The sequence below is a fragment of the Paraburkholderia sp. PGU19 genome (assembly GCF_013426915.1).
In the GTDB taxonomy this organism is placed as follows: Bacteria; Pseudomonadota; Gammaproteobacteria; order Burkholderiales; family Burkholderiaceae; genus Paraburkholderia.
The window spans coordinates 1,116,507-1,130,850 of sequence record NZ_AP023182.1 but is presented as its reverse complement, the minus strand read 5'-3'; the positions used below and the strand labels follow the sequence as shown (position 1 = coordinate 1,130,850).

Annotated in this window: 14 protein-coding genes and 1 pseudogene; 9 read left to right on the top strand and 6 right to left on the bottom strand. The window is 59.8% G+C overall.

The genetic code is table 11. From position 1 onward, the window contains the following. The first annotated feature begins 10 nt into the window (after positions 1–10). Positions 11–2,689 (top strand): DEAD/DEAH box helicase, encoded by a 2,679-nt coding sequence (locus H1204_RS45605; protein WP_180735513.1) that lies wholly within the window; start codon positions 11–13, stop codon positions 2,687–2,689. A gap of 18 nt (positions 2,690–2,707) precedes the next feature. Beyond that, positions 2,708–3,715 (top strand): hypothetical protein, encoded by a 1,008-nt coding sequence (locus tag H1204_RS45600; RefSeq protein WP_180735512.1) that lies wholly within the window; start codon positions 2,708–2,710, stop codon positions 3,713–3,715. 428 nt (positions 3,716–4,143) lie between these two features. Here the strand turns inward: H1204_RS45600 and H1204_RS45595 are convergent, their stop codons facing one another. Together H1204_RS45595 and H1204_RS45590 are read right to left on the bottom strand one after the other, a co-directional pair. After that, entirely contained in the window at positions 4,144–4,461 is a 318-nt protein-coding gene (locus H1204_RS45595) for a CcdB family protein (RefSeq protein ID WP_180735511.1), read from the bottom strand. After that, on the bottom strand, positions 4,461–4,703 hold the full coding sequence (locus H1204_RS45590) for a type II toxin-antitoxin system CcdA family antitoxin (RefSeq protein ID WP_180735510.1): 243 nt from the start codon (positions 4,701–4,703) through the stop codon (positions 4,461–4,463). Before H1204_RS45590 ends, H1204_RS45595 begins: the two co-directional genes overlap by 1 nt. Positions 4,704–5,610: 907 nt before the next feature. Here H1204_RS45590 and H1204_RS45585 point away from each other — a divergent pair. Next, positions 5,611–5,904 (top strand): DUF6516 family protein, encoded by a 294-nt coding sequence (locus H1204_RS45585; RefSeq protein ID WP_180735509.1) that lies wholly within the window; start codon positions 5,611–5,613, stop codon positions 5,902–5,904. Then, positions 5,901–6,245: a helix-turn-helix domain-containing protein gene (locus H1204_RS45580; protein ID WP_243469027.1), complete on the top strand. Its 345-nt coding sequence runs from the start codon at positions 5,901–5,903 to the stop codon at positions 6,243–6,245. The genes H1204_RS45585 and H1204_RS45580 overlap by 4 nt, the downstream gene beginning before the upstream one ends. Positions 6,246–6,512: 267 nt before the next feature. On the opposite strand, the gene H1204_RS45575 is transcribed toward H1204_RS45580, so the two are convergent. From H1204_RS45575 to H1204_RS45565, 3 genes are all read right to left on the bottom strand, one after another. Further along, positions 6,513–7,100, bottom strand: coding sequence for a hypothetical protein (locus tag H1204_RS45575; RefSeq protein ID WP_180735508.1), 588 nt, complete (start codon positions 7,098–7,100; stop codon positions 6,513–6,515). A 391-nt stretch (positions 7,101–7,491) separates the two neighbouring features. Further along, positions 7,492–7,965, bottom strand: coding sequence for an RES domain-containing protein (locus H1204_RS45570; protein WP_090812513.1), 474 nt, complete (start codon positions 7,963–7,965; stop codon positions 7,492–7,494). After that, positions 7,962–8,390 (bottom strand): antitoxin Xre/MbcA/ParS toxin-binding domain-containing protein, encoded by a 429-nt coding sequence (locus H1204_RS45565; protein WP_180735507.1) that lies wholly within the window; start codon positions 8,388–8,390, stop codon positions 7,962–7,964. Before H1204_RS45565 ends, H1204_RS45570 begins: the two co-directional genes overlap by 4 nt. A gap of 466 nt (positions 8,391–8,856) precedes the next feature. Here H1204_RS45565 and H1204_RS45560 point away from each other — a divergent pair, with 466 nt between their 5' ends. The 4 genes from H1204_RS45560 to H1204_RS52830 all read left to right on the top strand — a co-directional run bounded on the left by H1204_RS45560 (position 8,857) and on the right by H1204_RS52830 (position 12,132). Further along, positions 8,857–9,012 carry a hypothetical protein gene (locus H1204_RS45560; RefSeq protein WP_180735506.1) on the top strand — a complete coding sequence of 52 codons (156 nt, stop codon included), beginning with the start codon at positions 8,857–8,859 and terminating at the stop codon, positions 9,010–9,012. Positions 9,013–10,074: 1,062 nt separating this feature from the next. Next, positions 10,075–10,389 (top strand): type II toxin-antitoxin system prevent-host-death family antitoxin, encoded by a 315-nt coding sequence (locus H1204_RS45555; protein WP_090837406.1) that lies wholly within the window; start codon positions 10,075–10,077, stop codon positions 10,387–10,389. After that, the gene (locus H1204_RS45550; RefSeq protein ID WP_180735505.1) at positions 10,386–10,757 is read left to right on the top strand and encodes a type II toxin-antitoxin system RelE/ParE family toxin; all 372 of its coding nucleotides are present in this window, start codon (positions 10,386–10,388) and stop codon (positions 10,755–10,757) included. Before H1204_RS45555 ends, H1204_RS45550 begins: the two co-directional genes overlap by 4 nt. A gap of 655 nt (positions 10,758–11,412) precedes the next feature. After that, on the top strand, positions 11,413–12,132 hold the full coding sequence (locus tag H1204_RS52830) for an SH3 domain-containing protein (protein WP_180735504.1): 720 nt from the start codon (positions 11,413–11,415) through the stop codon (positions 12,130–12,132). A 34-nt stretch (positions 12,133–12,166) separates the two neighbouring features. Here the strand turns inward: H1204_RS52830 and H1204_RS45540 are convergent. Further along, positions 12,167–13,239 (bottom strand): annotated as a pseudogene (locus tag H1204_RS45540) (ISKra4 family transposase); the annotation flags it as partial. 171 nt (positions 13,240–13,410) lie between these two features. On the opposite strand from H1204_RS45540, the gene H1204_RS45535 reads away from it, so the two are divergent. Next, complete coding sequence (locus H1204_RS45535; RefSeq protein ID WP_180735503.1) at positions 13,411–13,959, top strand: hypothetical protein; 549 nt, start codon at positions 13,411–13,413, stop codon at positions 13,957–13,959. The last annotated feature ends 385 nt before the right edge of the window (positions 13,960–14,344 follow it).

Below are 14,344 nucleotides of genomic sequence, written 5' to 3'. Positions count from 1 at the left end.
TCGACCATCCATGTCTTTGACCGATAGCGATCATCTCGCCCCAAAAATCACACCGGCAGGCCATCTTCTCGCAGCGCCGGACGTCGATTCGCCTCCCTTGCCAGATGACGTTGCGCTAGGCGCTTCCTTCAGGCGCGGCACGGGTCATGGGCTGCTCTATCTGGGAAGCGCAACCATAGGCCGTGCACTGCCGCCTGCGTGGGCATGGTGGCGCGACTTTGGCGCCCGATATGTCACGTCTTTATGCACCACGCCAGAAGGCGAGGAAGTCGCGGTCTCGCAACCGGACACAGGGGACTTCGAAAGACTGATTGAAGATGCCCCGCCCATGACAGGTGCCGAATATCTCACGTCGGATGTCCTGGCGGCACTGTGGGGCGAAATCGACATCGCTTTACGTGATGAGCTGGCAAGCACGGGGGAGTCGCTTCAGGCATTTCTGAAGTCGCGTCACCCTGCCTGGAATCTTGTGGGCCGTGTTCACTTCAACCTTGCCGAAAACCGCAAGGATCCTGAAGCGCCTTTCGCCTTCCTGGCAACCTACGCGGCGCGCATCTCGGCCCATGGCAAGACACAACATCAACCACTTTCGCGGGCGCTCGAGGAATTTTCCGGTGCGCGGAACAAGGCGAAGCTGCTCTCCCTCCTGATGCCGGTTCGGCGTGCCGCTGAACGCTGCGACTGGCTTCGTGCGATGCTCGAATCGCGCGAAATATACCACCCGTTGCGCTGGATGCCGGCTGACGCTTACCGTGTTCTCTGCGATCTGCCCGCTCTGGAATCTGCCGGAATCGTGGTTCGGCTGCCGGCGACCTGGGCGACGGGGCGCCCCGCGCGACCTGCGGTCAAGGCCAGCGTTGGGGCACAGCCTCCGTCGCTCCTCGGCAAGGATGCGCTGCTCGACTTCAGAATGGAAGTGTCGCTCGATGGCGAACCGTTAAGTCCCGCCGAGATCCGGCGTCTGCTCAAGGGGGCCGACGGTCTCCAGTGGATTCGGGGGCGCTGGATCGAAGTGGACACGAAAAAACTCGGCCACCTACTCCAGCGCTTTGAAAGTCTGGAGAAGACCGCGCAATCGGGACTGCCGTTGAACGATGCCTTGCGTCTTCTGGCGGGTGTCTCAGGTGACGAAGCTGAAGGCTTCGACGGGCGCGACTGGGCACAGGTCGTTGCAGGAAACTGGCTGGCAGAGACGCTTGGGCATCTGCGCCAGCCGGAAGGGTTGGCGCAGGTCGATCCGGGCCCCGACCTGAGAGCCCAGCTTCGGCCATACCAGCAAGCCGGCGTGCGATGGCTATACCTGCTCAGCCGGCTCGGGCTGGGAGCGTGTCTGGCCGACGACATGGGCCTCGGAAAGACGATGCAGGTACTCTCCCTGCTATTGATCCTGAAGCGCGAACAGGCCGACTCGCGCCCGAGCCTGCTGGTCGCACCCGCGTCCTTGCTGGCAAACTGGGCAGCAGAAGCTGAACGCTTCGCACCCGGCCTGCGTGTGCTGGTGGCTCACCCGTCCGTGACGCCTGCAGAAGAACTACGTGCACTGAACGACGGGCAGCTCACGCAGACAGACCTCGTCATTACCAGTTTCGGTTCGCTGCTGCGTCAACCTGCTCTGGAAACGATCCAGTGGCGCATCGCGATTGTCGACGAGGCCCAGGCGATCAAGAATCCCGGCGCCAGGCAGACGAAACAGGTAAAGAAGCTTCAGGCCCAGTCACGTATCGCCCTGACGGGCACCCCGGTGGAAAACCGCCTGTCGGATCTGTGGTCCATTTTTGATTTCACGCATCCGGGCCTGTTGGGCTCGGCGAAGGAGTTCGCCGATCTCAGCCGGCGTTTGGCGAAAATCGAGCATTTCGGCCCGCTTCGCACGCTTGTGCGCCCCTACATCTTGCGCCGTCTGAAAACAGACAGGCGTGTTATCGCCGACCTCCCCGAGAAAACCGAACTCAAAGCGTGGTGCCACCTGAGCCCCGTCCAGGCCGCGTTGTACGAACGTGCGGTTAAGGACCTGGCGGCAGCGCTCGATGGCGCCGACGGTATTGAACGCAAAGGCATCGTATTAAGCTACCTGATGCGTTTCAAGCAGATATGCAACCATCCGTCCCAGTGGCTTGGCGACGCGGCGTGGGGCCCCGAAGCCAGCGGCAAGTTTGCCCGCCTGCGGGAGTTGGTCGACGTGATCGCGGCGAAGCAGGAAAAGGTACTGGTGTTTACGCAGTTCCGCGAGACCACCGAGCCACTTGCTGCGTTCCTGGGATCCCTTTTCGGACGGGAGGGCCTGGTTCTCCATGGCGGAACGCCTGTAGGCAAACGGCGCGAACTGGTCAGACAGTTCCAGGAGGACGAATCAACACCGTTCTTCGTGCTGTCGCTCAAAGCGGGAGGATCGGGATTGAATCTCACATCTGCTTCCCACGTGATTCACTTCGACCGTTGGTGGAATCCCGCTGTAGAGAATCAGGCGACCGATCGGGCATTTCGCATTGGCCAGCGCAAGAATGTTCTGGTGCACAAGTTTGTTTGCCAGGGTACGGTCGAGGATCGGATTGACCAACTGATCGAATCGAAGCAGCAGTTGGTGAACGATATGCTTGAAGGCGGTGCGGAACTGCAGCTGACCGAGATGAGTGACCAGGAGCTGCTCGCTCTTGTCAAGCTCGATATTCATTCCGCGCAGGAAAACTGATCATGAAGAGGAACGCTGATGGCTAACTACGGTGGATGGAAACCTTACGTCCCGGTGGCCGAGCGCCGAAAAAAAGCGGAGCAGCTGGTCGCCAGAGCGATCAAGGCTGGCAAGACCCTCTCACCCATCGCACCGTATCGTGGCGCGATAGCAAAGACTTTCTGGGGCAAAGCGTGGTGCGACAATCTGGAGCATTACAGTGACTACGACAGTCGCCTGCCAAGAGGTCGCACCTACGTGCGCAATGGGTCGGTGATCGACCTGCAGATTACGGCGGGCAAGATCCATGCACAGGTGATGGGATCAAGCCTGTACGAAATCGAGATTGATGTCGCAGCCTGTCCACAAAAGCAGTGGCGTGCGTTGAGCGCCGACTGTTCGTCGTCGATTGACTCGATGGTCGAATTGCTACTGGGCAAGCTATCGGCTGCCGTGATGGGCCGCATCTGCAAGCCCGGCACCGGGCTTTTCCCCGCACCGAAGGACATCAGGTTCGGTTGCAACTGCCTGGATTGGGCGGTGATGTGCAAGCACGTCGCAGCAGTACTCTATGGCATCGGCGCACAGTTCGACCAGCAGCCCGAATTGCTCTTTACGTTACGTGGCGTTGACCCGTCCGATCTCGTCAATCACACGAACGAGAATTTGTCTGGTGCGGGAAAAACCGTCCCGGCGTCCGGCAAGCTGCTCGACAATGCGGTTCTGGGCGATGTGTTCGGTATCGATATTGACACGGAACCCTTTGCAGATGCCGACACAGTCCGAGGCAACCGCACGCGCAAGGCATCCACTTCCCAAAAAGCGAGAACGTCCACCTCGACTACGCCGAAGTCGTCCGCGACCACCGTGAAATCGGCACCGAAAAGCAAGGTCGCGACGCCGACCCCGAAGTCCAGCGCCGCCGCCCTGAAAAAAGCCAGGGGCAACACCGATCCCGGCACGTCGAAGGTCAACCGTTCTGCCGCACCTCAAAAGCCGGTTGTACGTCCGCCTGCTCTGTCGAAATCCGCGAAACGCCGCGGGTGATCTTTTGTCCCGCGTTTCACCGCTTGAGCCGAAGACTTGTTTCTCTCTTAAATCGTGACGAGATCGAAATGTGTCGGACTCCTCACGAGTCATGGCCGACTCTCTGATTGGGCGGGAATGCGGTGTCGCGATTTCGCCGACGACGGCCTGTGGCGCTCCTTCAAGCCGTGGATCACGAGTGCACAGAAACCCAATTTAGCGAATATTTATCGGTATCCTATATTTTCGGTGCGTTTACGCATCGACCGACAATCAAGGGTCTTCAATTTCGAGGATAGGGCGACGAAGCTACTGTATGCAAGTGTTGCGGGTCGCGAACTCTTGCATGATGCGGCGAGGTGAGGGGACAAAATTGCTTGATGCTGGCGAGGGAGGTCGCGTCGACCGAATTGGTCCCGTTGGTAATGCCAGCAGCAGTGATTGATCGATCAGTAGCCGCCCAGCAGACGGTCAAGCGCTGCCGTGATCTTGTCCCGATGCTCCCGCAATGAACTGATCGAGGGACCCAGCTCGTTTAACGGAACAGATGCAATGAACGCCGGGTGCATCAGGCATTTGACGCCAGCGATCTCGAAGGACGGCGTGAAATCCGCTGGCAGTTTGCCGGGAGGGAAAGAGTCAGCACGAATCAGCGGGACAACAACCCGAATAGTTAGGCCATCGAGAAAGTCGCTCTGCACGTCGACAAGGTACGGCGTATTTACCTTGCTTTTGCCGGGATTGGCATAAACTTCAAATCGCGCCATCAAAACATCCGGTATTCAGCGAGTGGAAGGCCATTCTTTTCGACCCAGTCGTTGGTGTTTTTAATGAACTCCGCGTTCTCCTGCGCCCAGCGACGACCTTCCTCGGCCTTGATTGCGTCGCGTAAAGCCTGCTCGCACGCACGTGAGAAGTTGATGCCCAGTTCCTTCGCTCGCTCATAAACGTCGACAGGCAGTGTGACATTGGTCGCCTTACGTGACACGGCGGCAGTTGCATGTGCCATGTGAACCTCCATGTGGATAGATATGCGCACATCTATCCACATTCTACACGTTATCAATGCTCTCGCCTGTGCAGTTCTGTACGCTATAATTTGACATAATATAATTTATCAACTTTTCTGTTTGTATGTATGTATGTAGTTGATTCACAATAAGAATCGCCACGCCCATACCGGCCGCTTGGTCACCCGCTATCCAGCTGCCACCGGAGAGGCCGCGACGAAATCACCCGATTCGTTCGTTAGCACCCTTTATATCGTACGCGTCCGGGGTATGGTGGCCTGCGAGCCGGTGGCGCGGTCGTCAGGAGTAACCTCGAGCGCTTGCCAAGCCCCGAATGGCTGCGCAGACACGTTGGCGATGCCTCGATCGCCAGCGCGGTCGCGCAATGTGCCGGATTGGGCAAACCGTATCTCTCAATGGTCTGCAGACACCTAGGTGTCAGAACACCAGAGTTTTCCGCGCCGCGCCGACAAACGTCGAATCCGGTCGCCGAACACTCTCTGGCGACCATCCGGGGCATTCTCGCGGCCTGGACGGCGTCGGCAAAGCGGGTTCCTGCCTGGTAGGGCACACTTGCAATGGTCTCGGCTGGCGTTGGCCCACTCCATCCGCTCCTCACCCGGTTGCGCCCCGCGGCCTTGGCGCTGTACAGCGCCTCGTCAGCCGTGAGGCGAATCCTGACAGGTGCAGGTGGCCATCCACAAGACCGACTTTCCGGTGGTCCTAACGATTCAATCGATCGGCCAGAACGGCACGCCGCTTCTGCGCGCTTGCCGAGACTCCCTTCGGTTGGCTATGGCCCAATTGCACGTTCGAGAGCGGATGCCTCGGAAAAACCACGTCGGGCACACTCCCCTCTTTTATGGCGCTTGACGCCATAATACCAGGTATGGCATCCTGCGCCATATGAAGAAGAAAGCCATACTCCTGTTCGAGGACCGAACCATCTACCCAGACGGGGCCATTCTCGAAATGCGCATCTGGCGATTACCAGAGAGCGACGGCGAACGACCGCACGGTCTCAAGTACAGCCTGTTTTATGGTCGTGCAGGTCAGCGAATCATCGGCTACGACAACGAGCGCGGTAAAGGCGACCACCGGCATTACCGTGATCGGGAAGAGTCGTACGCATTTTCGACGCCTGAGCAAATGGTGGCTGATTTTCTGGATGATGTAGAACGTGAGCGAGGTGAATCATGAGCAAACTTAATGTACATGTTGGTGGTGCGCGGGATATGGGCCGGCGGTTCGCGGCGGCGTTCAACCGTGCGCAGGCAGGCGAGAATATCGAAGAGCGGCACGTGACGTTTCTGTCGCTCGAGGAGATGCTTGCTGCGCTGTCGCCGAAGCGCCTTGAGATGCTTCGTCATCTACATCGTGAAGGCGCAAAGAGCGTGAAGGCGCTGGCAACTGCGCTGGATCGGGACTACAAGCGTGTCTACGAGGACGTGGTGATTCTGGAGAGCGCAGGCCTGATCGTGCGTGAAGAAGGACGTCTGAGCGCGCCGTGGGACGCGGTGACCGCCGAAGTTTCTCTGTGACCGAATCGCGACACGCGGCCATAGGTGCGAATCATGCGTTCAATCCGCCCAGCGGCCTGTATCGTGGCGAGTTTGTCGGCCGAATAACGGTGCCGACTTCCACGCGCGCGACGACGATATGCTGCTGCGCCTCGAGGGTGCGCCCTCGATGGACGTGCTTCTCGCCGGTTGCATGCGCAGTGGCGTCGCTCCGAAGGCCCTCGCGTGAGCGCCGATCCATAGATCCAGATCATCACGCGTCGTTTCCGACGTCAAGGTCAATCGACCTCACGTCTCATCACCCGGATCGACCAGTTCAAGCCGGAACCGCCACCCTTCGAACGCCATTAGTATCGCCCCAAAATCGGCCCAGTCGACTCGCCTGCCATCAACAACTACACACGGCAGGCGTCCGTTCTCGTTATCGTCCCACTCGATACGTCCACGGACCGTCGTTTCTGCTATCTCAAGCCGGCCTGCACGCTCGACCAGATGCGTAACCGCCAGGGCGCGCTTCATCTTCTGCACCAGATCACCCAGTAGCTCGAATGGTTCCGACGGCCGATCGCCGAGAAGCTGGAAATGGAAGCCGGCGCAGTCCTCGTCCCCGGAAGCCAGTTCGAACGCCTCCAGTGAAAGCTGGTCGCCAAAGAGCAGGCTGCGGAAGTGAAATTCGTGTACGACGCCATCCCCATCCGGCAGACGCACGGGCGTGAACTCCGGATGTTCGAAAGCGCGAACGTCTGCAAGATGCGCCATTTCGATGTTGAAACAGCGGCTACAGAGCACCCTGAAGGCACCATCCGCCGAAGCCACACTGATAACGTCGTGCGGTGGTGTAACTGCTCCGCACCGGACACACGTGTTAGCGGTCATCAGCGCTCCTTCGGCAGCTTGTACAATGGGAGGTAACCATTGTCGCACCTTCGTTTGCACGAAGTTAGCTGGCAGGTGCCTCTCCTTGCCCGTCTGAAGGCCACGCAACCATGTCATGAGCCGCCTTTCGGCCAATTTCGATTCCGAAACATCTTGAAAATTTGATTCGGAATCCTACGTACGTTTTTGTGTTTATGTCAAATCGTCAGGGCGATTGACAAAAACTGACAGCCGTGTCGGCTTTGGCAACCAGACAAGGAGAATATAAGACGGCGCTGCACTGGCCATTGTGAGCGGCGAGTGCGAACTAAACTAGAAGCGACGTCCTAGCCATCTCCCTCGAGGAGCAAAGCGTCGAGTCGAGGCAAGGCTAGCCGACCACTATCATAATCTAGGAGTGTCCGACCGACGGCATCACAAAGAGGCGTTCGTCCCACACCACGGGTTGCGGCTCGGTCACGGCAATCCGCGTCGCGTCGGGGTGTGCGGGATTGACCAGCACGTTGAACTCTGCACGGACGACCACGGAAGGTACGATCAGGAGCGCAGTACGCGACTCGGTCAGCCAAGCGTCGCCGAACTCCCTTGCCGCCTGCAGTGCTGGCGCATCCCATCCCCCCGGCAACGATTCGGCCGAATGGCGTTCGACGCGAATATCGTCGGGAACCGCCGCTTCAACCCATCCGTGTGTCTTTGGTACCTTGCCGATGCGCGCATGGACAAGAACCTCGAGCATCGCACCGGCGAAGGTCGACGCGGCGTAGATGACCGGTCGCCCCGGGCTATTGAAGCGGCCGCCCACCAGCATCGCGCCGGTGCCACTCCAGACCGTGTGTCGAGTGTCGGCGATTCGAAACAACTTCACGCCGGCAACCCATAAAAAAGTTTCCAGAGCAGCTCTTCGACCCGGCGCGCGCCGAGCTCGGTCAGCGCAACATCGAGCGGCGCCCGCCCTTCGAGCTCCGGATGCGGCGTCGACAGGAATGCCCGCGCGTCCTCTTCGTCGTTCCAGACGTAGGCCGTCGTCGCGACGATCCTTGCCAGCCGCTCAGTCTTTTCCGATTCGTCTGGCGTCAGCCGATCGCGACGCCGCTTATAGGTCGCTTCGGGGATGATGCGGGCAAGTAGCGCACGCCGGGCGTCGGCACCCTGCGTCGCATGTTCGACGCCCGCGCGCAGCGCGGACTTGGGCAGGCCGTCGCGGACAAGTGCCTCGAGTTCCGCGAGCGTGTGCGGGACCTGACGCAGTTCCATGACCGCGGCCACTGCTTCAGGCGTAATCAGTGACATGCGACTCCTGAATAAAGTATCAATTGATACCTAATGATAGCTCAATTGATGCCGTCCGCAAACCCATCTTCAATCTGGCGGGCTCCAGCGGGGAGACTGTCGAGGCGGCCACCTCGATATCGTCCGTGCCTGCGAGAATCGCCCACATAGCATGACGGCGCGTTACCGCCTACAGAAATCTTTCATACACAAAACGCTCAAGCAATTAACCATCCGCTGGTGACAGGATGTCGCACCGGGCACGCGGATAAACCGTTTATAGTGCACTGCACAAGCCCGTACGATCAGTAGGTGCGATCCGACGGCCGTGTTATAGTGCGCCGCACAAATCCCGTCCGATCGGCAAGTGCGATCCGACGACCGCGTCCGGCGTTGCCGGGTTGCGGACAGACATGCCGCTGAAGGTGCGTCGATACGCCTGTCAGCTACGCCCAGTTTCTGTCTATACCATCAAGATGAGGTCCCCGTGAAATACCTTACCCGCATCGCCGCGTCTGGAGCACTCCTGGTCGTCGCTCTCGCTATCGTCACCTTCGCCCAGATCATGTTCGCGCCGCAATCCGCAGACAACAACCCGCTCGCGCGGATCGTCCTGAACGTCGAGTCGCAACTGAACGGCTGAGTGACTCCACCGCTGTATGTAGCCCGCGCCCCGCAGGCAAAGAAAAACCAGCCAGGCTCAAAAGAGAACTGGCGGGTTTGAACTACTGATTTCGGATTCACATACAGGCAATGGTAACGGAGTTGTCGCCTGCTCAGGCTCCTCCAGCGACCAGTCAGCCTCCATGTCCACGGCATCCAACACCTTGGGCAGGTCACCAATCGTCAATTCAATTCGAGACGCTTCATCGTGGCCTCGTGAGACAGGCAATCTTCCCCTTCGACGTTTCGATCATCAGAAACTTGAAGAGCGTGTCGCCACACTGATCCAGCGCAAGCCAGCCCTTCCCGCCTTGCGCAAGTTGTCACCGCGCAACCCGAAGGCATGGCCGAATCCAGAATTTGTGCAGCCGCCTCCTGCACAAATTGAAACCTCTTCGGCTCGATAAACAGAGGATTATGTCGATCAAAAACCTTATGTCAAGTTATTGACCGACGACCGGACCCCAGCGGCGGTTGCAATGGGCCAGTTACGATCGCAATCCGGGTGCGCGGCTCGGTTACCCCTTTCGCGCGGAATCTACCCGTTCGGCTGTCGAAGTTGGATATCTGGCGGCCCGCAGACTATAAATCGTCTGGTACGCGCGTCATTTCACCCAGGCAGGCTTTCGAAAACGGACAGAGGTCCGGCGTGGCAGACATCAGGCTGGATCATTTCATCGACGTTCGGGGCGCCCCAGTGGACCGGAAACTATATGTCGTGTTGACGACAGACGACGTATTCGCGACCGGTAGCTGGACACGAACGGCCGCTACCCTCCAGGGCTTTCCAGGTTCAGGCAACTGGATATTGAACTACGTTGCCGACCCCGGCAGCGCGATGATCACGCGAAAAGAACCCGGCGCGGCCGGAAGTTCTGCGCAGTCGGTTGGCGTATCAATGGAGCGGCGACTGCGAGGAGCGCAGGCGAAAGGGTGCGACCCGTTTAGTTTCACGGGAAACGTCCGGCGTCCGGTTTCTTGACTGGGGCACTCGACTGGCGTAGTGTTTCATCTTAACGAATTCATTAATGAGAGAGTTAAAATGACTATTCGTGCTCAGGATGTTGTGCCGATCAGCGAAGCCCGCGCGCGCCTGACGGAGCTGGCTGAAGACGTGGTGGCCGGCGCTGAGAAGGTGCTGACGAAAAACGGCGCGGCGTTCGTCGCCATCGTCGATGCAAAGAAACTGGACTACTACCACGAACTGGAACGCCGCGAGCGTGGTCGGCTTTTGATGCTGGCCGACGCCGAACGAGGTATTCAGGATGTCATCGCGGGCCGCGTTACATCGGCAGATGAATTCCGCAAAACACTAAAGGACCGTGCTGAAAAGCGACGTGCTCAAATCGGGAAATGATCATCGTCGAGATCGCAGACAAGTTCATAGAAGCCCTCGATGCGGTCGAAGAATTCATGCTAATCCAGGATGTGATGTCTGCACCGCTTCGAGCGAACAAACTGGAAAGTGAAATTGACAACCTCGTCGGCCTGCTTGAGAGACATCCCAAGATTGGCCGTCCCGCGGACTTCCTCTCACTAACCTCCCCCGCAGCGAAAACCTGGCTTGAGCAGGTCCAGCAACAGGCTGCTGGTGTCGGGCTGACTGAGTTCCGCGAGTACGTCCTCCCGTCTTACGTGGTCCTTTATGTGTGCTCTGATTTGCACGTGATCATGCTGTCGATCCGGCACGAGCGTGAGGCCGGATACGAACCGTACGGTGATTGAGCAAACGAGAGTCGGCACCAAGGCTCGCCGTCTTCGTGGATCAACGCGCCTGCGTCCGGCAGCGCATACCAGGTGCCGTCGACGCTGCACGCGGGCCTCGGCGCAATGTCGCGTGCTTCAAATAGATCCGAATCTTTCATGGCGCCGTCTCCCTATTTGCATCGTCATCTGCCGGTCGCCAGTAGGACGTATTTCGGTCATCGGGTTATAGGGAAAACTCCATCCGGAGGGGCGTCTCGCATGAACTGCAAATAATCCTGGCACTGCGAAATGGCACGATGCCAAAGACGGTATCCACTTTGCGAATCCGTCGATCCAACCCGGATGGATGGCCGCAATCTCAATCCCATCTGCCGATCGCCTCCGAAGGCCTGGCGAACCGGTGGCGTCCATGTATGTAACAGGACGGCAGTCAGATATGACTGCCCCTATGCCGATTACCGTGCTTTTTCGTGCAGCGACGCTTCCGCTGTTTATGCAAGGCTTCGCGGCGTTGTGCGGCAGGCCAGCGGATTCAGTCGTGGTACAGAGCAGGCGCAAGATTCGGTGGCGATGCATCAGGTGCTCTCGACTTACACTGGTCTGCATGGAGAGACCTCTCGACAGGCGCTTCGCCATCATCGGAATAAAACAGCGCAGTCAAAGGAAGAGAATCATGCGAATTCGGCTTGCATGCGTGGTCGCGGCGACGTTGTCGATCGCATCGGGCGCGGCGTCGGCGCAAACCGAGGCTTACACGGACTCGCCCGTCGACGTGTACGCGGGACCGGCGCAGGATTACCCGCTTGTTGCCCAATGGCCGGCAGGACAGCCGGTCATCGTCTACGGTTGCGTAGACGGCTACAGCTGGTGCGACGTCGAGGTACAGGGCGCGCGCGGCTGGGTCTACGGCGGCTATCTGTCCTATCCCTACCAGGGCAGCGAAGTGCCGATCATGACGTACGGCACGGTGATCGGTCTGCCGCTCATCACGTTTTCGCCCGGCACCTATTGGGATCAGTATTATCGGGAGCGTCCGTGGTATCACGACCGGGACCGCTGGGCGCATCATCCGCCGCCACCTCACCGTCCACCGCCGCCAGGTAATCCGCCGCCTCCCCAAGGCGCGACCCGGCCGCCACCGGCGCCTTCCGCACAGCCTCCCGGGCCGCCTGGAACGGAACACGGGCATCGGGCGGGGCCGCCGCAAGGGGGTACGCCGCCGATGCAGCCGCCAACGCAAGGCTATCAGCGCCCGTCCGGACCGCCGCCGCAGGCCGTTCAGCGTCTGCCAGGACCGCCTCCCGTCCAAGGCGGCGGCCCACCGGCACCGCCGCCCGCGCCAAGGTCACCGCCTCCTTCGGCGGAACACCGCGATCAGGGCACGAGTCATTGAGGGTGTGATCGGAGACCGCGCCAACGTGGAGGCTCTACGCCGCGATATGGTGAGCCTGATTGTTGGCCGCGAGCGCCGGATACCATCGCTCGAAGCACGATCGCAGCTGCTCATTCAGGACGGCCGTCCTCACCTGCGGAAGCCCATGTGCGAGAGCCGGCCGCCACGCCATCCGCTGCCGCTTCACAAAGCGTTTGCTGACCTCCTAGTTGACAGCCGATTCGACGAAGCTTGAGGTGATCGGCTCGCCGCAGCGGTAGCGGTCTCCACAGTTCACGATAAAGTTCTGGTTGTTATCGAGGTAGCCCATGAACTCCTCCAGTCTGGCGAGCAGTCTGGCCTCCCCGGCACTGCACTCCGCATCGAGTTCCCAACCCAGACTTTCAAGCCTCCGCAGTGCCGGGTAGAGGCAGCCGTGCCAGATGTGCCACTTGGCCCGATGCAGGGTATCGATCAGTGCGTCGGAAGGCCGCTCGTCGCGTTCCGGCAGCTCCCTGACCATCTCATCTGTTCGAGATTCCGTATCCGCATGGCAACGTGAAACCAGTCGAGTACATTCTCGCCACAATCACCAAAGTCGATCTGGGCGCGGCGCACGGTGTCGCCGCCATCGGAGAGGAAAGTTGCCGGCTGGTCGCGCACAACGCCTTCCCGCGCGAGGAAAGCCAGCATGCGATCGACCGGCATCTGCTCGAGTTTGTGAACGTACGCGAAGCCATGTCCCCGGCGATCATCTCGCAGTGATTTTCCGACAACAACTTCGAACCAGCTGTCCAGACGACTTTTGCGCCCTGCGAGCCGAACGTAACCACCATCGATGCGGACGGCGCGCACTGAACTGCGTTGAGGAATGTTGCACCGGCCCGCAGTGAGATCTGTGTGTCGTCGTTGCTCGACTGTGATCGCGTCGGCGTCCATGTTCTCGAGGCGGCGGCTCAGTGGAGCGACACGGCGCCGGATCGTGGTGGCCGCCAGCACGTGCCCGAGCGGCAACACCTCCTCCAGTACGCGGACGGTCAGCCCGTACGACATCAACGCCGCAAATCCAGCCTACAGATATTGCAGCTCGGGACCCGTCCGCTCACGCAGGCAACTGGCCAGTGGACTGACGGACCCGGCGCCCCAGCGGCCCGGCCGCCCTCCCCACACGACTTTCCGCCGAGTTTGGCAAGTTCCTTCGATCGGCCAGCCATCCGCCAGCGTTTTCCCGATCGGCTCAAATCTTTGCCGCTCAATCGTGTCAAATTGCATACGTGAACCGAGGGGAGGTCCTCTACGATGTCCCGCCGATCAAGAATATGCCCCGCTGTGTGGCGCCAGCGCTGCCACATCCGCACCCTGTTCGCCTGTGCGTCGGTTATTGTGCTTGGCGCCTGCGTACAGCCGTGGGAGGGGTTCCATGCCGGCGAACCGGAATCCGCCGTCGTCGCGAGGCTGGGACCGCCGCGCGAGGTCTACGACCTTCCTGACGGGTCGAGGCGGTTGATGTGGCCGACGCAGCCGATGGGCGAAGTCACCACGGCTGCGGACATCGACGCGGCCGGCAAGGTGATCAACGTCCGGCAGGTGCTGCAAACGGGCGAGTTCTATCGCGCGGAGCCTGGCAAGTGGACGCAGAGCGATGTCCTCGTTCAGTTCGGCCGGCCCGCGGAAACGGCATACTTTCCACTGAAGAAGCGCCAGGTATGGAGTTACCGATATCTGGAAGACGGCGTGTGGTACCAGCTGTTCAACTTCGCTTTCGACGATGCCGGTGTACTGCGCGAGACGTCGAAGAGCCCCGACCCGCTCCATGAACATAAAGGCCGGCACAACAGACCGTTCTGATTGCTGTTTCCGGGTCAACCTCAAAGATGCAAGTCGGGGCCGAGTGTGCCGGCATCGAAGCCTTCCCGTTCGGTCAGAACCACAATCTGCACGCTGATCTGCATGGCAACCTCCTGCCCGGCACGTCGCCTGGGCGGTCAGCTTACAGTTCAAGCGTCGGCGGCCGTTCATTCGCCTCCCGAGAGTCGAAACACCGATCCAGCCAGATCAGCCATTCGTCGACCTCAATGCGCAGATCGTTCACCTCTATCCGGTTTTCGCGTAGCGTCTCGAGCCACTCGAGAAACTCATATTCGCCGTGCCCTTCCAGGCCTTCATGTATCTCTCGGGACCTCCGGCGTGGTCTGGCGGCGGACAACGCCCGGCGCCTTCGATGCAGCGCGGT

Coding starts and splice junctions, on each gene's coding strand:
- H1204_RS45605 (WP_180735513.1), top strand. CDS start 11: ATGTCTTTGACCGATAGCGATCATCTCGCCCCAAAAATCACACCGGCA.
- H1204_RS45600 (WP_180735512.1), top strand. CDS start 2,708: ATGGCTAACTACGGTGGATGGAAACCTTACGTCCCGGTGGCCGAGCGC.
- H1204_RS45595 (WP_180735511.1), bottom strand. CDS start 4,461: ATGGCGCGATTTGAAGTTTATGCCAATCCCGGCAAAAGCAAGGTAAAT.
- H1204_RS45590 (WP_180735510.1), bottom strand. CDS start 4,703: ATGGCACATGCAACTGCCGCCGTGTCACGTAAGGCGACCAATGTCACA.
- H1204_RS45585 (WP_180735509.1), top strand. CDS start 5,611: ATGAAGAAGAAAGCCATACTCCTGTTCGAGGACCGAACCATCTACCCA.
- H1204_RS45580 (WP_243469027.1), top strand. CDS start 5,901: ATGAGCAAACTTAATGTACATGTTGGTGGTGCGCGGGATATGGGCCGG.
- H1204_RS45575 (WP_180735508.1), bottom strand. CDS start 7,100: ATGACCGCTAACACGTGTGTCCGGTGCGGAGCAGTTACACCACCGCAC.
- H1204_RS45565 (WP_180735507.1), bottom strand. CDS start 8,390: ATGTCACTGATTACGCCTGAAGCAGTGGCCGCGGTCATGGAACTGCGT.
- H1204_RS45555 (WP_090837406.1), top strand. CDS start 10,075: ATGACTATTCGTGCTCAGGATGTTGTGCCGATCAGCGAAGCCCGCGCG.
- H1204_RS45550 (WP_180735505.1), top strand. CDS start 10,386: ATGATCATCGTCGAGATCGCAGACAAGTTCATAGAAGCCCTCGATGCG.
- H1204_RS52830 (WP_180735504.1), top strand. CDS start 11,413: ATGCGAATTCGGCTTGCATGCGTGGTCGCGGCGACGTTGTCGATCGCA.
- H1204_RS45535 (WP_180735503.1), top strand. CDS start 13,411: ATGTCCCGCCGATCAAGAATATGCCCCGCTGTGTGGCGCCAGCGCTGC.